This is a genomic window from candidate division TA06 bacterium (genome assembly GCA_016235665.1).
Taxonomy (GTDB): domain Bacteria; phylum Edwardsbacteria; class AC1; order AC1; family EtOH8; genus UBA5202.
In genome coordinates this window covers 50,897-69,567 of record JACRJI010000003.1, presented here as the reverse complement: position 1 = coordinate 69,567, position 18,671 = coordinate 50,897, and the positions used below count along the sequence as shown (strand labels likewise).

The window sequence follows — 18,671 nt, the reverse complement described above, 5'->3', positions numbered from 1 at the left end:
GGCTTCTGAGAACGTAGCACGAAACAAGTTTAATAATAAAATTTACTATAAAGGAAAAGTTCGATGAAAGACCTGATCAAGCGGCTGACCGAGACCTACGGCCCTTCGGGCAACGAGGAGCTCATTAGGGAACAGATCAAAAAGGAGATCAAGGGCCTGGCCAACGAGGTGAAGACCGACGTGCTGGGCAACCTGATCGCCGTGAAAAAGGGCAAGGGCCGCAAAGTAATGGTGGCCGCCCACATGGATGAGATCGGCTTCATCGTCACCCACATCGACAAACAGGGCTTTTTGCGGGTCTCCAACATTGGCGGCATCTACCTGCACAACGTGCTGGCCCAGCGGGTGATCTTCGCCAACGGCACGGTGGGCACCATCAACGAGGAGCGGGCCGAGACCCCCAGCGACGCCAAGCGGATGGACAAGCTTTACATCGACATCGGCGCCTCCACCAAGCGCGAGGCCGAGGCCAAGGTGGCGGTGGGCGACGTGGCCGGATTCCACCGCTGCTGCACCTTTTTGGGCAACCGGGCCATCGCCAAGTCCATGGACGACCGGATCGGCTGCGCCATCATGATCGAAGCCATGAAGAAACTGAAGAACTCCCCCAACGAGGTCTACTTCGTCTTTACCACCCAGGAGGAGGTGGGCCTGCGCGGGGCCACCACCGCCGCCTTCGGGGTCTCCCCGGACCTGGGGATAGCCGTGGACATCACCGGAGCCTTTGACACCCCGGACGAAAAGCCCAAACTGCCCTCCGTCCTGGGCGGCGGCGCGGCCATCAAGGTCAAGGACGCCGGACTGCTGGCCCACCCGGCGGTGAAAAAACTGATGATCGAGACCGCCAAGGCCAACAAGATCCCCTACCAGCTGGACATCCTGGAGGGCGGGACCACCGACGGCGCCGCCATCTACAAGACCAAGTCCGGGATCCCCACCGGCGTGATCTCGGTTCCCACCCGCTATGCCCACTCGGCCTCGGAGATGGTGGACATGTTGGACGTCAAAGCTTCGGTGGACCTGCTGGTGAAACTGCTGATGCTGGATCTAAAACAAAAAGGCTTTTAGGACACCTTCCCCGCTAAAAACGCGAAAAACCTTATTGTGATCTTTCGTGACATTTCGCGGGCAGGATCCGGTATTTATGAAAAAACGGGAAAGATACGTTTCCATATTCATAGTTCCGCACCACAAAGGCACCCAGAAGGAGCTGGAGTTCTCCTATACCGCTCTGCGCTGGCTGGGTATTTTGGGTGCGGTTCTTTTGCTGGGCGCGGTCCTTTTGGTGGTCAATTATGGCCATATTTACTGGCGGGCCGGGCAGTACGAATTGATGAAGAAACGCCAAGAGGAGATGGAGACCCAATTCGGGAAGTTGAGCGAGCTGAACGCCGAGATATACCGGCTTAAGGCGGTGGAAAACAAGCTGAATGTGATGCTGGGCGTTCCCCGCCAGCCCGACACCCTTAATTTGGAACAGATCACCGCCCATGTTCCGGCCGCCGGGGATACGGCCGCAGCCGGGCAGCCCATGGCTGTCCTTCCGGCGGAATCCCGGCGCAGCAACGTGCCGGCCATCATGCCCTGCAAGGGATGGATCTCCGCCGGTATGACGCCGGGCCACACCGGAGTGGACATCGCCGCCCGCGAGGGCGATCCGGTGTGGGCTGCGGCCGACGGGGAGGTATCTTTTGCCGGCTGGGACAACTATTTCGGCAATAAAATTGAGATCAAGCACAGTGATAAATTAACCACCCTTTACGGGCATAATGCCAAACTTCTGATCAAGGTGGGAGACACGGTAAAACAGGGCCAGGTAATAGCTTTGGTGGGAACAACCGGACAAAGTTCGGGTCCCCATCTGCATTATGAGGTTCACCTTAACGGACAAACGGTAGATCCGGCTAACTATTTGGTAAACAAATAGATAGCCCTGCAAAACTCAATGTTAATCAGTCCCGGTCAATGTTGGTGGCCAGTAATATCTTAGTTATCAATGAGATACGTAAACCGTCTTTCGCGAAAAAGACGGTTTTATTTGTCAATCTTTTATATGTAAACGAGTTACGATTGTTTTTTGATTGGCGTCGACTGGCGGGCCCGAAAAAATAATTCTTGACAAAAGATAAAAAAAGATATATACTTAAGTCCTTAATATTGAAGAACTCCGCTTAAATAAATAGTGGCGGTGTTTTTATTTCAGAAATCGGAGGTGATTTAATACGAAGGTTACCATTCGCGACAGTGATTCCTTTGAAAAGGCATTAAGAATCTTCAAACGCAAGTGCATTAAAGAAGGTTTGCTTGCCGATATGCGCAAGGGTGAGTTCTTCAGCAAGCCCAGCGTCAGGAAAAAAGTCAAATCGGCCAAGGCCAGAAGCCGCAAAGCCAGATTTGGAATGTAGGGATCACCAAAACAATATAAAAACGGCGTCTTAGTTGCTAAGACGCCGTTTTCTCTTTGGTCCCGGTCCAGGCAAAGGTTACAAGTATATAGCCAGCCAGACGGTAATCACATAAAGCACCAGGTCTCCCAACAGCCAGGCATCGGTCAACAGCGCCAGCTCCGGGCTTTGGCCCTCTTCTTTCCGGTAGATCAGGTAAAGGTACCGGAAGATCCCGTAAAGCACAAAGGGAATGGTGTATTTTAGGTTGCTGTTGCCGAACTTGGCAGTGGTCTCGGGGGACAAGGTGTAAAGGCTGTAGCAGACCACGGCGGCGGCGGTGACCACGGAGATCATCTGGTCCAAAAATTTTTGGGGATACTCGGTCAAGACCGTCCGGTGGCCGGGAGCCTCGGAGGTCAAATGAACCTGTTCCTGCCGCCTTTTGGCCAGGGCCAGGAACAAGGCCAGCAGGATCACGCAGATCAGCAGCCATTCCGAGATAGGCACCGCTATGGCCTCGGCTCCGGCCACCGCTCGCAGCACGAATCCGGCGGCGATCACGAAGACGTCTATGATCACCAGTTTTTTCAAAACGAAGCTGTAAAGCAGCATCAGGACAAAATAAGCCAGGGCCGACAGCCCGAAAAGAAAATTAACGTAAAAAGAAGCGGCCAGAGAGAAAAAACCAAGCCCCAATCCCAGCAGCAATGCCGTTTTGGCGGACAGGGCGCCGCTGGCCACGGGCCGCAGTTTTTTTTTCGGATGCAGACGGTCGCGTTCAATGTCGGCCAGGTCGTTGAAAATATAGACCGAGCCGGAAAGCAGGCAGAACAAGGCAAATGAAGCCAAGGTCTTGGCCAGCATCACCGGGTGGCCCAGGTTCTGGGAGAAGATCAGCCCGGCGAAAAGCACCAGGTTTTTGGTCCATTGTTTGGGGCGCAGAGCGCTTAATAGGATCTTGGGGCTCATGCCTGGATCTCCTTTATGTTTTCTTCAAAACATTCATACAGTCTGGCAAATTCGGACAGGGAAACAGTCTGGGGGCGGCGGCTTAGGTCGATCCCGCTCTTGGCGGCCAGGGGTTCCAGGCCGGAGTCCCCGATCTTAAAGGCCTGGCGGAAAATGGCCCGCAGCATCTTGCGGCGCTGGGAAAATGTTTTTTGGACGAATTTGAAGAAAGCTTCTTCGTCCCTTACTTTTACCAGAGGATGCTGGTGCGGGGTCAGCCGGATGACCGTAGACGTCACCTTGGGCGGGGGAAAGAAGGCGACGGGCGGCACTTCGAACAGCTTGTCCACTTTGACGTGATATTGCACAAAGACGGAAAAGGATCCGAAGTCGGTGCCGGGCCGGGCCGCCATCCGGTCGGCCATCTCGCGCTGGACCATCACCACAATGCTTTCGATCCGGTCCCGGACCAAAAACAAGCGTTCCAGGATGGGGGTGGTGATGTAATAGGGCAGATTGGCCACCACTTTGAATTTTTTTATGCCTTGATCATCCAGTATTTGCGGCAGGTCCAGCTTCAAAAAATCCTTGTTCAGGATCGTAAGGTTCTGGCAGGAAGAAAGCTCTCTTTTCAATTCTTCGGACAATCTGGTATCCACTTCCACCGCCAGCACCGAGGAGGCCTTGGCCGCCAGCAGGCCGGTCAATACCCCCCGGCCCGGGCCGATCTCCAGCACTGCGTCCTTGGGGCTCAGGGCGGCGGCGTCTATTATCTTCTGAACTGCCGCCGGCGAGATCAAAAAATGCTGGCCGTATTTTTTTAAGGGGGCAGGGCTCATAAACGATCAAACAATTTGTGCTTTTTCCGGCGGGACCGGACGATAGTAGTAGACCGCAAAAATAAAAGGCCGGTAGAAGATCTCCGAGATCCCCAGTATCCCGAAATAAAAGCAGCCGAAAAGCATCGAAGAGCCCATGACCCGGACCTCGCGGGGCTGGTATTCCATCAGGCCCATGGTGTAATCGGGGCGGTTAAGAAAGATCAGACCCAGCACCAGCCAGAACCCGGCGTTCAAAATGCTTTGGAGGCATCCCATCATGTGCTCCCTGACGGTGGGCCGCTGAAAATACAAATGGGCGCACTTCAGCAGCACAAAGACCCATACCAACTGCATGATCTTGACGAAGAACATAAAGCCGCCGAATATCAGCAGCATGACGGGGATGGAAACTATGCGCTGCCAACGCGGGGTGTCATCGTCCCGCAAAAAGATCCAAACTATGAACGGAGAGAAGAACAGGGCAAAGATCTCGCTGAGATACCAGGGGAGCAGTATCTTGCCGGCCTGAAGCGACAGCGGCCCGGGCGGCTGAAGCCTTAAACCCCTGAAGACATAAAGAAACCCCAGGCAGAAGACGAGATAAGGCAGGGCATACAGCAGGTTCTTCCATCCGATGCGGCCGAGAAAATACCTGACGAAGCCCAGGGCCGCCCCGGTCTTGGGGTCTTTCCACGATTTGTAGAGGGTGTGCCTGAAAATGGCCAGCAATATCAGGGCAACCACCAGGACCAATCCCAGCAGGGCCGGGATCAGCATCACTTCCTGGTAGCCCCGGATCACAACCAGCAGGCCGAAGGCCAGCAGCAGCAAATACCCGGTTATCAAAAGAAAGCGCCGCATCACCCCACTACGTCGTAATGTCTGATCCGGATGCCAACACCAAGCTCCTTGACAATTGTCTTACAGGCTTCTATGTCCACCCCCGGCATGTCCATGACAGTGACTGTGGTCTTGATGCCGGCCTTGCGGCACTCCACCGCAAAATCCTTGACCGCTTGGTAGGCGGCGCTGCCGAAGCGGCTGGGGCAGATCCTGTCGTAGGTCTCGCTGTCGTGGACGTTGAGGCTGATGGAGACCTCGTCCACCAGGCCTTTAAGCTCCGGCACGATGTTGCGCCCGGCTATCAGGCTGCCCTGGCCGTTGGTGTTGATGCGGACCCAGGCCTTCCGCTCCTTGAGCCAGCCGGCAACCTGCTTGACCAGGTCCAGCCTTAAAAGCGGCTCGCCGTAGCCGCAGAACACCACTTCCTTGTATCTGGAGGGGTCGCCTATGGCGCCCACCACTTCCTGGAGGTCGGGCTCCCGTCCTAGTCTTAAGTTGTGCCCCTTGATGAAGTCCGTCTTCTGGCGGATGCAGAACACGCAGGCGTTGGTGCAGCGGTTGGTGATGTTGAGATAGAGGGAGTCCCGGATCTGGTAGGCGATCTTGGCGGGGTCGATCTTTCCGATGTTGAAGAATTTCTTGGCGTTGACCGTGGTCACCCTGCAGACGTCATCGTAGGTGAGGGGATCGAGCAGTTCCGAGACTTTTCGGGCTATCAGGGGCAGGTAGGCCGGCTCGTTGCGGGCTCCCCGGTGCGGTTCCGGGCCCAGGTAGGGGCAGTCGGTCTCCAGCATCAATCCTTCCAGACCCAATGTTCTCAGTACTTCCGGCAGATGCTTGGAATTCTTGAAGGTCACCGGCCCGCCTATAGATAGCAGGTATCCCCGCCGTTTGGCCTCTTTGGTCATCTCCGCATCGCCGGCAAAACAATGGAGCACCACCTTCAGTTCCGGATGGTCTTTCAGGATGTCCATGGTCTCCGGATGCGCCTCCCGGTCGTGGACCACCACCGGCAGGTTCAGGGTTTCCGCCCAGGCCAGCTGTTTTTTGAAGGCCTCTATCTGAATGTCCCGGGGCGACAGGTTCCTATGGAAATCCAGGCCCATCTCGCCGACGGCCACCACTTTGGGGTTCTTGGCCAGCTCGCCCAGGTGCTGGAACACTTCCTGGTCAAGGGTCTTGGCATCGTGGGGATGCACGCCCACCGCGGCGTAGCAGCAGTCGTACTTCTCAGCCAGCTCCACCGCCCGGTGGCTGGACCGGAGGTCATAGCCGATGTTGATGATATATTCCACCCCGGCAGCCTTAGCCCGGTCTATTACCTGGCTCAGGTCGCCGTTGAAGTCCTTGTTGTTCAGGTGGGCGTGGGTGTCGATGAGGGTATTTTTAGACATAACGTTCAAAAGCTTCCGGTTATCCAGGGAATCTTCGTTTTTGTTTTGCCGGCGGCCAAAGCCAGGCCCAGCGGTATCCCGTCGAAGTTGATGTCCAGGTTGCCCAAATTTTTATGATTTTGGTTGCGGACAGAATAAAGTCCCAACGTAAAACCTGCGATCATTCCCAAAGAAGACAAGCCGGAAACAGATTGAAATATCTCATTGCTTTCACTGTCGCTGGAGGGATGGATCAAAAATCCCAACCCGCAACCCAACAGACCACCGGCGGCGGTGCTGCCCATAACGATAAAACCGTCGCCGCGGGAAAAAGTGTAGCCGTTGGTGTATTTGTGGGCCAGATAAAGGCCTGAAGCGCTAGTGGTCAGGGCTATAAAGGTTGCGGTACGGATATCGGATGCCTTTAACTCAAACGAAGAACTAGAGTATGTATCTCCATAGGGGCTTATGAAGGTAGTGTGTTTGTAAGGACTCTTGAAAAATAAATATGTTCCATAACCAGCCACTAACCCGGTCCATCCGGCTGAGGCGATGATGGTTGGATGGCCGTCGGAGTAGTTTTTACGGTAGGCCAGCTTGTAACCCAGATAGGCACCACCGGCCATGCCAGCCAAGAGATAGGCAGACTGGACCCTTAAAAACGATTCGCCTGTCTCGTATTCAGTTTTGAGCAATATCGAAGCCAACGGCAACTCTATCATGCCGAAAGTGGCATAATTGCTTATCATCCGGGCCTGGGGTTTGGTAAAATATTTTCCGTAATGATAGCCTGCGATCTGGCCGGAGATGCTGGTAGCCAGCATGGTTGCAAAATAGCCCTTGGAATCCTCCATGTTCAGCAGATTCGAGATGGCCACGCCAGCTGTTATTCCGCGAAAACCGCCTGCGATGGATAAATGTTCCTGTCCGGAGGTGACCTGTTTATTGTTGGTTATAATAAAAGGTATAAAATACGAGGCCGAAGCGCTGGCCAGATATAATCCCGCTCCGGTGGTGGCTTCTTCGGGCTGAATTATTCCCAATACCGCCGGACCGTACCAGCCCAGGGAAAGCGGGATCTGCCACAGGAGGTAGGCTCCGCGCCCTTCCTGATTTAAAGCCAGCGAACCTCCGGAAGCACTAAGAAAGTTATCGACTTTTAATTTCAGTGTGTCATAGCCGCTTTTGGGGAGGGGTTTTCGCATTCTTCCCAGTCCGGCGGTAATCTCCAGAGTATAGAGCGTATCCGCTTTCCACAGTACGGCGCTTTTAAAATCTGCCACCTCGGGGAAAAGGCCGGCCTGAGATTCCAGCTTCCGGGTCCATTCCAGGATCTTGCCATTGGAATCAAACGAAACCGGCGTCTCCATGGTCTGGCCCAGGGCCAGGGCCGGGGCCACCATAAGGGAAAAAGCGAGGAAGAACTTCTTCATTTTAACCTTCCAGTATTTTAATGGTTGCCTCCCGGACGTGCTTGAACCGGTCGGCCCCCAGGTGGATCCCCCCGTACCAGCGGGTGACCACGATGCAGAGGTTCTCGGCCTTTTTCTGGCGCATGATCTCCAGCATCATCACCCCGGCCCCGGTTTCTTTTGACGGAGAATTGTAGCCGTCGTTCTTGTATTCCAGCAGTCTGCCCTCCGGGCTTAGGATGCGGTAAGCCGCGATGTTGTGGTCGGCGCTGCGGAATTTCTTGTCCTTCAAAAGCAGTTTGAGCTTTTCCTTGAAATCTTCCTCCGAAGTCACCGGAAAAGAGGTGACGGCGTATTTGGACTTGCGGTCCACCACAAAGGGGTTTATTTGATTAAAAGCTTGTTCCACGGCGGTCGTTTTTCAATTTGAACCAAAAGCATACCACGTAAACGCAAGGGCTGTCAATTGAAATTTACAGCCGGATCGCCGGTGCGGTCAACAAAAGATTTCCTCTTTACAAAGCCCGTGGTTTGTGCTTTAATTATTAAATCCCTGCCCGCGAAACACGCGAAAACAACGAAATGATTTTAACGTATACCGGCCCAAAATAAAAGGCAGATGCGGCATCGAAATATGGACATTGAACTTAAGAACATAGATGAACTTTTCCCCCGGGATCTCACCCCGGATCAGGTGAATTCCGCCAAGACCCTGTTCCTGAAGGAGCTTTCATTAAGCCTGCACCGGCATTACGGTGGGAAGATGATGACCCTGCCCAAGGCCGGGCTATACGGGAACAACTGGTTCAACCTCTGGTACACGCCCGGGGTCTCCGGCGTCTCCACCGCCATCCGGGACGACCAGCAGGCCTCCTTTGACCTTTCCAACCGGGGCAACCTGGTGGCGGTGGTCTCGGATTCCACCCGGGTGCTGGGCGACGGCGACTGCGGCCCGGCCGGCGGCTTGGGGGTGATGGAAGGCAAGGCTTTTCTGATGAAGTACCTGGGCGGGGTGGACGCGGTGGCTTTGTGCATGGACAGCCGGGATCAAAACGGTAAGCCCGATGCCCAGAAGATCATCGATTTTGTAAAGATGGCTCAGCCCAGTTTCGGGGCGGTCAACCTGGAGGACATCTCCCAGCCCAACTGCTATCAGGTGCTGGACACCCTGCGCGAGGAATGCGGCATCCCGGTTTGGCACGACGACGCCCAAGGTACCGGCTGCGTGACCCTGGCCGGGCTGATCAACGCCCTGAAGCTGGCCGGCAAGGAACTTTCGGATGTCAAAATAGTATTTTACGGGGCCGGAGCCGCCAACACCACCATCTTCCAGCTGGTGATGGCCGCCGGAGGGAAGCCGGATAACTGCGTGATGTTTGACATTGACGGCTCACTGGGCCTGCACCGGCAGGATATCAGGAACGACACCAGATACTACCAGCAATGGGAGATCTGCCAACGGTCAAAGGTTGTAAATGATATAAAGGTTGAAAATGCCTTAAAGGGGGCGGATGTCCTGATCTCGCTTTCAAAGTCCGGGCCGGGTGTGATCAAGCCCGAATGGATAGCGGGGATGGCCCCAAGATCTATCGTCTTTGCCTGCGCCAACCCGGTGCCGGAGATCTATCCCAGCGAAGCCCTGGCGGCCGGGGCTTTCATCGTAGCTACAGGCAGAGGCGATTTCCCCAACCAGGTCAACAATTCCCTGGGCTTTCCCGGCATCCTCAAAGGCGCACTGCTGGCCAGGGCCTCCAATATCACCGACAACATGGCCATCGTTGCCGCCCGCGCCATAGCGGAATTCGCTGAAGACTCAGGTCTTAGGCCGGAGCGCATAGTCTCCTCCATGGAAGAATGGGAGATGTTCCCCAAGGTGGCCGCCGAGGTAGCCGCCCAGGCGGTCAAAGACGGAGTGGCCCGCAGCCCTTTGACCAAAGCCGAAGTGTACAACAAGGCCCGGCAGGATATCAGCGAGGCCCGGGCGGTAATCCACGGCCTGATGGACCACGGGTTCATCAAGAAGCCGCCGATGGAACTGCTGGAAAAGGCCCTGGAGAAGGCGGTGGCCCGGGTCCGGGCCGGAGGGGCAAAATGAGGGCCATAGGATGCGACACCATCGCAACTGCGGTGGAGAAGATGTGCCGGGTGGCCAACGGCGTTCTGCCTAAGGACACCGAAAAGGCTTTGGACAAAGCTCTGAAAATAGAAAAGTCACCGCTGGGCCGGGACATCCTGGAACAATGTCTTTTGAATGCCAAAATTGCCAAAACCCAAAAGATGCCGGTCTGCCAGGACACGGGACTGGCGGTGTTTTTCGTAAAACAGGGAAAGGATGTGGAGATAAAAGGCGGCCCGCTCCATGACGCAATAAACAAAGGTGTGGCCAACGCCTGCCGCCTTGGTTTTCTTCGCGCCTCCTGCGTTAACGATCCGGTCTTTGCCCGCAGGAACACGGGCAACAATGTTCCGGCCATCATCCACATAGAGCAGGTTCCCGGCGGCAGGCTGGAGATAAATTATATGCCCAAGGGCGGCGGGGCCGAGAACACCAGCCGGCTGGCCATGCTAAAACCTTCGGACGGCGAACAAGGCATTCTCTCCTTTGTGTCCGAGACCGTGATCCAGGCCGGGGCCAACCCCTGTCCCCCGACGGTGGTGGGAGTGGGGATCGGCGGGAATTTTGAGCGCTGTGCGCTGCTGGCCAAAAAAGCGTTGATGTGGCCGGTGGGAAAAGCCAACCCGGACAAAAGATACGACCAACTGGAAAAGAAGATCCTGAAAGCGATCAATTCTTCCGGCCTGGGGCCGCAGGGGCTGGGCGGGACCGTTTCTTGTTTGGGCGTGCACATAGAGCACGAGCCCTGCCACATGTCCAGCCTGCCGGTGGCGGTGAACATCAACTGCCATGCGCACAGGCACCAGACGGTGGTATTGTGATGAAGGCGAAAAGAATATCCCTCCCGCTGGGCGGGGACGAGGTCAGCCGGCTTAAAAGCGGCGACCGGGTGCTGATCTCGGGCGAACTGTTCACGGCCAGGGATGCGGTGCACCAAAGGTTCCATAAGCTGTTAGCCATGGGCCGTAAGCTTCCGGTAGATCTTAAGGGCCAGACCTTGTTCTACGCCGGGCCGGTCCCGGCCCCCAGGGGAAAGGTGATCGGCAGCATCGGGCCCACCACCAGCGGAAGGATGGATGCCTACACTCCCTTGCTTTTGGCTAAGGCCGGGCTGAAGGCCATGATCGGCAAGGGGCGGCGCAGTCCGGAAGTGATCGAAGCCATCAAGAAGAACAAAGCGGTGTATTTTGCCGCCACCGGCGGCGCGGCGGCCTTGCTGGCCCAAACGGTGGTCAGGGCGGAAACAGTCCTGTTTGCCGAACTGGGCCCGGAGGCCGTGCTAAAGCTGACAGTGAAAGATCTTCCGGCGGTAGTGGCGGTGGACTGCCTGGGCCGGGATGTTTACGAAGAAGGGCCGAAGAAATTTAGAAAACTATAAACTAGCCGGAACGCAGATTCCCGCTGATCATTGTTGATGCCCGCAGATACTTATCGATATGATCTGCGAAAATCGACTATCTATCTTGTTCAGGAAAATCATGTATTTTGAGTACCTATTTGTATAGAGTAGCAGTATGATGATTGAAAAAACATCTTCCCCAACTCATCCCCTCTGTCCCCTTCTCTTGGATAAATTAGGGCTATCTTGGAGTAAGAGAAGGGGAAGCGAAGCATGCACTGAGACGTGCAAGCATTTCACAAACGAAGCGGGGTTGAGTTCAGAATAGCCCTCGAACTCAGCGGTGGTTCCTGAGGTAGTTAGATAGTCAACTAAAACAAAATGAAAAACGGTATAATGGAAAAGTCATTCAACGATTCTTATATAGGTCAACTAAGAAAACTGGTAGGTAGTAAGAAGCTGATCGTTGCCGGGGTAAGGGCCGTTGTCAGGAATAAAGAAGGAAAGATTCTTCTGATCCACAGGAAAGACACCAATAGGTGGGGTATGCCCGCAGGTTCGGTTGAGCTGGGAGAATCGGTCACAGAAGCGCTCAAACGGGAAGTCAAAGAAGAAACCGGACTGAATGTTGAATCGGCCGAACCGTTTGCAGTATATTCCGAACCAAAATATTCTGTTACCTATCCCAATGGCGACCAAACGCAGATATTTGTCATCGTTTTTCGGGTTGATGAATGGAGTGGTGAACTGATCGGAGAAAATGATGAAAGCCTGAGCTGCGACTTCTTTGGTTTGGACGATCTGCCGGATACACATGAAGCATATATAGAAACTTTAAATGACCTGAAAAATTATAATGGTCGTTTTATAGTCAAATAGGTCTTAAGAGATTATAATATCCAAACAATGAACAAACCATCAGAGGTCATACTTATCCAGACGCTGGGCGTGCCCCGGGAACTGGTGCAGCAGCGGTTTGCTGAGATCCTGCCAGATCATATGCTGGTCTGGAAGGGCTCCGAGCTGGCCGAAGGCAAGCCGCTGGCCGAGCTGGTGGGCGGCGCCAAGTACCTGATCACAGGCAGTTTACCGATAGACGGCCAGACCATCCGCAACTGCGCGCTGTCAATGATCTCCGTCTCCTTTACCGGGTACGACCACGTGGACTTGGCGGCCTGCAAAGAGAAGGGGATCGCGGTCTACAACACGCCGGGGTATTCCACCGACTCGGTGGCCGAGCTGGCGCTGGGCCTGGCGTTGTCGATTCTTCGCAAGATCCCCAGGGGCGACGCCCACGCCCGCCAGACCGAACAGAAGTTCTTTGCTTTTCCGGATGGCGTGGAGCTCAAAGGAAAAACCGTGGGCATAGTAGGCACCGGGGCCACCGGGCTGGCCGCGGCAAAACTGTTCGCCGCCTTTGGCTGCAAGGTGCTGGGTTACAACCGGGTCAAGAAGGATGAGTTCCAGAAGCTGGGCGGGATATATTGCGAGTTAGATGATCTGTTAAAACGCTCGGACATAGTTTCCCTGCACCTGGCGCTTAACGCCGGGACCAAGCATATCATGAACGCGGAGCGGCTAGCATTGATGAAACCCTCGGCCTACCTGATCAACACCGCCCGGGGCGGGCTGATCGACGAGGCGGCTTTGGCCCAAGCCCTCAACGACGGGAAACTGGCCGGCGCCGGTCTGGACGTGTTCGGAAGCGAGCCGACAAACCCGGACAACCCCCTCTTGACCGCCAAGAACACAGTGCTGACCCCGCATTTGGGATATAAGACGCATGAGGCGCTGTTGAGGAAGCTGGAAGTGACGTTCAGGAATATTGCGGATTTTGAGAAGGGAATTGAGACAAATAGGGTGGCATAGTATGAAGGATTTAAAACAACGTCTCCTCTGCTCTTTTTTACCTTTGCTTGTAGGTGTGCTTGTGGCACCAGCAGTATTATTATACGTTAAGGTAGTTTATGGTAAAATCGGAATATTTATAGCAATTCAGGAGATATATGTTTCACAATTTAAAGAAGGCTATAATTTAATTTTTTATTGAATTAACAAGTTTAATTCCGTTTCTTTTACTGTCGGGATATTTACTATACTACACTTCAAAAGGGTCTATAAGAAAGGCATATGCCAACGGCATAGGTGGTATCATTGGTGCACTTACAGCTACGACATTAGGCCATTTTTCAATTTGGCATTCGATATATACACATTCACCAGGCTCATCAACGTCTGTTATAGGTTTTTTGTTCATACCTTTTATAAGTATTTTGCCTATGTGCTTCGTGGGTTATATTGCATATTTGTCGATCAAAGCATAAAATCAGTAAACACTATTTTATTTAACAATACTAAACAAAAAACATGAACATTCACGAATACCAAGCCCGCCAGCTGCTGCGCGATCACGGGATCCCGGTCAAGCCGGATTTCATGGCCACCAGCGTTGACGAAGTGGAACAAAAACTGTCCCGGCTGATCGGCCCGCCCTGGATCATCAAGGCCCAGGCCCACACCGGGGGACGGGGCAAGGCTGGCGGGGTCAAGCTGGCCAAGTCCAGGGACGAGGCGCTGGCCCACTCAAAAAACATCCTAGGCATGACGCTGGTAACACCCCAGACCGGGCCCAAGGGGAAACTGGTCCGCCGGATAATGGTGGCCGAGGATACCCGCATCGCCAAGGAATACTATCTGGGCTTTTTGGCCGACCGAGCCACCGCCAGCTACATCTTCATCGGCTCCACCGAGGGCGGAGTGGAGATCGAAAAAGTGGCGGCGGAAACGCCGGACAAGATCATCAAGGTGTCGGTCGATCCGGTATCAGGCTACCGTGCCTACCACGGAACGGAGATGTCCCGGAAACTGGGATTCAAAGGCGCTTTGGCCAAGCAGCTGGGCCAGGTGATGTCCGGGATGTACCAGCTGTTCATTTCCAAGGACGCCTCATTGGTGGAGATCAACCCTCTGGTGCGGACGCCGGAGGATACGCTGTTTGCGCTGGACGCCAAGGTCACCTTCGACGACAACGGCCTGGCCCGGCATTCCGAGATCGCCAGCCTGCGGGACATTGACGAGGAGGACCCCAACGAGGTGCTGGCTTCCAAACACGACCTCAGCTACATCAAGCTGGACGGGACCATCGGCTGCCTGGTCAACGGGGCCGGCCTGGCCATGGCCACCATGGACATCGTCAAGCATTACGGCGGCAGCCCAGCCAACTTTCTCGATGTCGGAGGTTCCGCCTCGACGGAAAAGGTGACCGAGGCTTTCAAGATAATTTTGTCCGATCCCAACGTCCGGGGCATACTGGTGAACATCTTCGGCGGGATCATGAAATGCGACGTGATAGCCGAGGGGATAGTGGCGGCGTCCAAGACCCTGGGCGTGAAAGTGCCGATCGTGGCCCGGCTGGACGGCACCAACGTGGAACAGGGAAAGAAGATACTGGCCGGCTCCGGTCTGAAGATAATACCGGCCTCGTCGCTGGGCGAGGCGGCCCAGCTGATAGTCAAGGAGGCTACCTCTCCACTTCGTTAGCAAAGGGAGTTGTCTTACTCAGTGCAGGCCTAAATCTCTCTCCCGCCAGGCGAGGGACTTGTTCACAAGAAGAAAAGAAAGGAATATATGGCAATATTAGTTGATAAAAACACACGATTGATCTGCCAGGGCTTCACCGGTCAGCACGGCACCTTCCATTCCCTTAAATGCGCCGAGTACGGGACCAAGTTCGTGGGTGGAGTAGTGCCCGGCAAGGGCGGCACCATCCACGAGGGATATCCGGTGTTCGACACCGTGGCCGAGGCGGTGGAAAAGCAAAAGGCCAACACTTCGATGATCTTCGTTCCGGCCCTGTACTGCCGGGACGCCATCCTGGAGGTGGTGGACGCCGGGCTGGAGCTGGTGATCTGCATAACCGAAGGCGTGCCGGCCAACGACATGATGTTCGTCAAGCGCTACCTGCAGGGCAAAAAGACCCGGCTGATAGGGCCAAACTGTCCGGGAGCCATCTCGCCGGGCAAGGCCAAGGTGGGAATCATGCCGGCCGCCATCCACAAGGAGGGTTCGGTGGGCGTTATCTCGCGCTCCGGCACTCTGACCTACGAAGCGGTCAACCAGCTGACCAAGCTGGGCATCGGCCAGAGCACCTGCATCGGCATCGGCGGCGACCCGGTGATCGGCACCAATTTCATCGACGCGCTGGAGCTGTTCAAGGCCGACAAGCAGACCAAGGCGGTGCTGATGATCGGGGAGATCGGCGGGTCGCTGGAGGAGGAGACCGCCCGCTGGATCAAGAAGAACTTCACCAAGCCGGTGGCGGCCTTCATCGCCGGGGCTACTGCGCCTCCGGGCCGCCGGATGGGCCACGCCGGGGCCATCATCTCCGGGGGCAAGGGAACTTATGCCGAGAAGGTCAAAGTGCTGAAGGCCTGCGGCATCAAGGTGGCCAATACCCCGGCCGAGATGGGCGAGACCATGAAGAAGGCCATGGGCAAGTAACAACGAAAACAATGCTCGTGTCAATTTTCTTATGAAAGGTACGTGACATGCCGTGGCTGTCGGATAAGATGAAAAAATGGGCGGCCCAGATAGACCGCCATGCACCAGGTAAGGGAGATTCCGTGATCGCGGGCTGTGACAAGATCCCGGATCGTCCGGATGAGTATGCTGTCTGGTCGGAGCAAGCCATGAAGAGGCTGGAGACGGCCGTCCCGGATCAAACAGCCCGGGAGGAGATCATGCAGGGCCGGGCCTGCGTCTTTACCGAGGAATTCGGGACCGGGCCGATAGACGCCCTGACCAAGCTGTATGCCGAGACCCAAAGTGTGGACCGGGTGCTGGAAGCCATGGGCGCGGACAAGGGTAAATTCGGCCATCCCTACCGGGAGGGCAATGTGATCTACGAGATTCGCAGTCCGCGCGACCCGGCGGCCTTTGCCAAAGCCACTACGCCCTATGAAAAACAAATGGCGGCCTGTTTCTGCCCCCTGATGCGCGCCACCAAGAATGTGGTCTCCAAGGAATACTGCCACTGCAGCGCTGGCTGGTACAAGGGGATCTACGAGGGGATCTTCGGAACCAAGGTCCGGGTGGAAGTGCTGGAGGCCGTCATCAGCGGGGACGAGCACTGCAAGTTTGCCATCCATCTGCCCGGGGACTTTAAATAACGTATCCGCAGATTTCGCAGATTGGCGCAGATTTAACTTACCAAATATAGCGCTTTATTAAGAATGGAACAAACGAAGAACTTTGTCTTGGATCTTTTCATCTCCCTTGTCTGGGCTTTGCTGCTGGGTGGAGTGCTGACCATTCTGATCATCCCTGGCACCAGAGAGTTATTCGTAACCACCACCCGGGCCTATCCCTACCTAATGGGCATGGCCAAGTTCATTCTGCTGGGGACCATGGGCGAACTGCTTAGCCGGAAAGTGGTCTCCGGCAAATGGCAGCTGGCCGGGATCCGGCTGTGGCAGCGGGCCCTGGTCTGGGGACTGCTTGGTGTAATGATGACCCTGGCCTTTCCCCTGTTCTCGGCCGGGACTGAAGGCCTGCTGGAACTGGGCTACTTGCCGGGCCGGGGTGTAATCTGGCTGACCGCTTTCTGGAAATCTTTCTTCTTTCAGGCAGTGTTCGGTTTTCCCTTCATGACCTTTCACCGGATCACCGACACCCTGATCGACGGCAATAAGCTGTTCTCCAAGTGGCCGCTGATCGAGACCTACCGGAACATAGACTGGGACAACATGTTCAAGATAGTGGGCGGGTCCATCATCTGGTTTTGGCTGCCGGTCCAGTCGGTGAATTTCATGCTGCCTCCGGAGTTCCGGGTGGTGGTGGCGGCCCTGCTGGCCATAGCTCTGGGACTAATCCTGGGATTGGCCAAGCTGAAGGCGGGAAAGAAAGCGGGATAACCTTTTCCTTTCCCCAAGGTAGACAGGATTAACATGATTTTTCGTGATCAATAAATAACTTTTCCCAAGCTTTACGGAATCCTTCAATAGTATCCAAACAACAGGATATGAGCCTTCTTGACAATTGGTTTTAAAAGAGGTAACATATAAACCAGATTTTAAACAAACAAAAACCAACGGTTCAACATAAACATAAGGGGATGGAAAATGAAAAAGCTTTCCGCCATGTCTCTGGTTCTGTTAACGTCCGCCGCCTCATTGTTAGCCCAGGCCCAGGTGGTGCAGGAGGGGGCCGGCCGGCCGGTCAACGTCAGCATTTCCTTCGGAACCTGGATCATCAAGCTGCTGATGTCCCTGGGCTGGATACTGACCGCCTCCATCGGGTTCGCCCTGGGGGTGGGGATCGCCATCAAGGTCTTCGACGCCCTGTCCACCAACATCGACGAGTGGGAGGAGATCAAGAAAGGCAACTGGAGCGTGGCCCTGATCCTGATCAGCATGATTGTGATGGTGGGACTTCTGGCCATCTCGGTGCTGCGCTAAGGCGCACCGCCCCATCACCACAACCATTTACAAGGAGGGCTCATCATGAAATGGAAGACCGCGATAGCCGCAGTATCGCTGCTGTTGTTGTACGCCCTTCCCGGTCAGGCATACATCTACCGGGACGGCAGCCTTTCCCGCGGCCAGAGGATATACATCGACATCGAGATAAACTCCACCGGGAATTACCAAAGCCTGGTCTATATGGGCGCCAACGGGACGCTGGACGCGGACCTGTGCATCTATTCGCCCTACGGCAACAAGATATTCACCATGAGCGGGTCGGCCGAACAGAAGCCCCAAATGGTAACCTTCACCTATTCCGGGACCTATCGCTTTGAGATAGTGGGATACAGCGGTTCCGGCAGTTACATGCTGTTCCTGGGGGACAAGAATGAATGGGAACAGGTAGCCAGCCGCCAGTGAACGGAGAAACAATTTCAGAGGAGGCAGGAATAACCTGCCTCCTCATTTACTTGGATCAGTTGCACAAGAAGTGTTTAGCATTTTGAAAATACAAAAAAGATATTTTTTCGTTCTGGCCTATCTCAGCCTGGCGGTGCTTGCCGGCTGCAGACAGGAGACATCTACCCAAACCCTGCCCACCAAGGAGTCCCGGCCGGGCAAGGTACAGCTGGCCATGGGCGGGGCCAGGCTGTGGGTGGAAGTGGCGGAAGACGAGGCCGCCCGGTCCCAAGGGCTGATGCACCGCCACCAGATGCCCCAGGACGAAGGAATGCTGTTCGTGTTCGAGTATCCCCAGCCGCTTTCATTTTGGATGAAGAACACCTATCTTCCGCTGGACATAGCATTCGTTTCAAAAGACGGGATCATCCTTAACATCCTCAGGATGGAACCTCTGAACGAGGTTCCCCGTTATCTCTCCCGGGGTCCAGCCCTTTACGCCATAGAGGCCAACGCCGGGTGGTTCCAGAGTAACGGTATAAAACCCGGGGACAGGGTTAGGTTTTAAGCAA

At 55.0% G+C, this 18,671-nt stretch carries 22 protein-coding genes; 16 read left to right on the top strand and 6 right to left on the bottom strand.

Annotated features, from left to right (window positions below; all coding sequences use genetic code 11):
- Positions 1–63 precede the first annotated feature (63 nt).
- From HZA73_01035 to rpsU, 3 genes are all read left to right on the top strand, one after another.
- Positions 64–1,068 carry a M42 family metallopeptidase gene (locus HZA73_01035; protein ID MBI5804609.1) on the top strand — a complete coding sequence of 335 codons (1,005 nt, stop codon included), beginning with the start codon at positions 64–66 and terminating at the stop codon, positions 1,066–1,068.
- A gap of 76 nt (positions 1,069–1,144) precedes the next feature.
- A complete protein-coding gene (locus tag HZA73_01030) occupies positions 1,145–1,927 on the top strand; it encodes a M23 family metallopeptidase (protein ID MBI5804608.1) in 783 nt (260 codons plus the stop codon).
- Between the two features lie 307 nt (positions 1,928–2,234).
- Positions 2,235–2,405 carry a 30S ribosomal protein S21 gene (rpsU, locus tag HZA73_01025; protein MBI5804607.1) on the top strand — a complete coding sequence of 57 codons (171 nt, stop codon included), beginning with the start codon at positions 2,235–2,237 and terminating at the stop codon, positions 2,403–2,405.
- A gap of 78 nt (positions 2,406–2,483) precedes the next feature.
- On the opposite strand, the gene HZA73_01020 is transcribed toward rpsU, so the two are convergent.
- From HZA73_01020 to HZA73_00995, 6 genes are read right to left on the bottom strand one after another with little or no spacing between them, the layout of a single operon-like run.
- Complete coding sequence (locus HZA73_01020) at positions 2,484–3,356, bottom strand: decaprenyl-phosphate phosphoribosyltransferase (protein ID MBI5804606.1); 873 nt, start codon at positions 3,354–3,356, stop codon at positions 2,484–2,486.
- A complete protein-coding gene (gene rsmA, locus HZA73_01015; GenBank protein ID MBI5804605.1) occupies positions 3,353–4,174 on the bottom strand; it encodes a ribosomal RNA small subunit methyltransferase A in 822 nt (273 codons plus the stop codon). Before rsmA ends, HZA73_01020 begins: the two co-directional genes overlap by 4 nt.
- A gap of 6 nt (positions 4,175–4,180) precedes the next feature.
- Positions 4,181–5,017, bottom strand: a complete 837-nt coding sequence (locus HZA73_01010; GenBank protein ID MBI5804604.1) for a hypothetical protein — start codon at positions 5,015–5,017, stop codon at positions 4,181–4,183.
- Positions 5,017–6,393 (bottom strand): YchF/TatD family DNA exonuclease, encoded by a 1,377-nt coding sequence (locus tag HZA73_01005; GenBank protein ID MBI5804603.1) that lies wholly within the window; start codon positions 6,391–6,393, stop codon positions 5,017–5,019. Before HZA73_01005 ends, HZA73_01010 begins: the two co-directional genes overlap by 1 nt.
- Positions 6,394–6,398: 5 nt before the next feature.
- Positions 6,399–7,805, bottom strand: coding sequence for a hypothetical protein (locus HZA73_01000; GenBank protein ID MBI5804602.1), 1,407 nt, complete (start codon positions 7,803–7,805; stop codon positions 6,399–6,401).
- 1 nt (position 7,806) lies between these two features.
- Complete coding sequence (locus HZA73_00995) at positions 7,807–8,193, bottom strand: YigZ family protein (GenBank protein MBI5804601.1); 387 nt, start codon at positions 8,191–8,193, stop codon at positions 7,807–7,809.
- A 210-nt stretch (positions 8,194–8,403) separates the two neighbouring features.
- Between HZA73_00995 and HZA73_00990 the strand changes: the two genes are divergently transcribed.
- From HZA73_00990 to HZA73_00930, 13 genes are all read left to right on the top strand, one after another.
- Positions 8,404–9,879 carry an NADP-dependent malic enzyme gene (locus HZA73_00990; protein MBI5804600.1) on the top strand — a complete coding sequence of 492 codons (1,476 nt, stop codon included), beginning with the start codon at positions 8,404–8,406 and terminating at the stop codon, positions 9,877–9,879.
- Positions 9,876–10,721: a fumarate hydratase gene (locus tag HZA73_00985; protein MBI5804599.1), complete on the top strand. Its 846-nt coding sequence runs from the start codon at positions 9,876–9,878 to the stop codon at positions 10,719–10,721. The genes HZA73_00990 and HZA73_00985 overlap by 4 nt, the downstream gene beginning before the upstream one ends.
- Positions 10,721–11,278: a fumarate hydratase C-terminal domain-containing protein gene (locus HZA73_00980; GenBank protein ID MBI5804598.1), complete on the top strand. Its 558-nt coding sequence runs from the start codon at positions 10,721–10,723 to the stop codon at positions 11,276–11,278. Before HZA73_00985 ends, HZA73_00980 begins: the two co-directional genes overlap by 1 nt.
- A 357-nt stretch (positions 11,279–11,635) precedes the next feature.
- Complete coding sequence (locus tag HZA73_00975; GenBank protein MBI5804597.1) at positions 11,636–12,118, top strand: NUDIX domain-containing protein; 483 nt, start codon at positions 11,636–11,638, stop codon at positions 12,116–12,118.
- A 27-nt stretch (positions 12,119–12,145) separates the two neighbouring features.
- The gene (locus HZA73_00970; protein ID MBI5804596.1) at positions 12,146–13,108 is read left to right on the top strand and encodes a hydroxyacid dehydrogenase; all 963 of its coding nucleotides are present in this window, start codon (positions 12,146–12,148) and stop codon (positions 13,106–13,108) included.
- 1 nt (position 13,109) lies between these two features.
- On the top strand, positions 13,110–13,289 hold the full coding sequence (locus HZA73_00965) for a hypothetical protein (GenBank protein MBI5804595.1): 180 nt from the start codon (positions 13,110–13,112) through the stop codon (positions 13,287–13,289).
- A gap of 317 nt (positions 13,290–13,606) precedes the next feature.
- Positions 13,607–14,779 carry an ADP-forming succinate--CoA ligase subunit beta gene (gene sucC, locus HZA73_00960; protein MBI5804594.1) on the top strand — a complete coding sequence of 391 codons (1,173 nt, stop codon included), beginning with the start codon at positions 13,607–13,609 and terminating at the stop codon, positions 14,777–14,779.
- An 87-nt stretch (positions 14,780–14,866) separates the two neighbouring features.
- Positions 14,867–15,739 carry a succinate--CoA ligase subunit alpha gene (gene sucD / locus HZA73_00955; protein ID MBI5804593.1) on the top strand — a complete coding sequence of 291 codons (873 nt, stop codon included), beginning with the start codon at positions 14,867–14,869 and terminating at the stop codon, positions 15,737–15,739.
- A gap of 68 nt (positions 15,740–15,807) precedes the next feature.
- The gene (locus HZA73_00950; protein ID MBI5804592.1) at positions 15,808–16,407 is read left to right on the top strand and encodes a hypothetical protein; all 600 of its coding nucleotides are present in this window, start codon (positions 15,808–15,810) and stop codon (positions 16,405–16,407) included.
- 63 nt (positions 16,408–16,470) lie between these two features.
- A complete protein-coding gene (locus HZA73_00945; GenBank protein MBI5804591.1) occupies positions 16,471–17,151 on the top strand; it encodes a hypothetical protein in 681 nt (226 codons plus the stop codon).
- 207 nt (positions 17,152–17,358) lie between these two features.
- A complete protein-coding gene (locus HZA73_00940) occupies positions 17,359–17,694 on the top strand; it encodes a DUF350 domain-containing protein (GenBank protein ID MBI5804590.1) in 336 nt (111 codons plus the stop codon).
- Between the two features lie 45 nt (positions 17,695–17,739).
- Entirely contained in the window at positions 17,740–18,120 is a 381-nt protein-coding gene (locus HZA73_00935; protein MBI5804589.1) for a hypothetical protein, read from the top strand.
- An 82-nt stretch (positions 18,121–18,202) separates the two neighbouring features.
- Complete coding sequence (locus HZA73_00930) at positions 18,203–18,667, top strand: DUF192 domain-containing protein (protein MBI5804588.1); 465 nt, start codon at positions 18,203–18,205, stop codon at positions 18,665–18,667.
- Positions 18,668–18,671 lie beyond the last annotated feature (4 nt).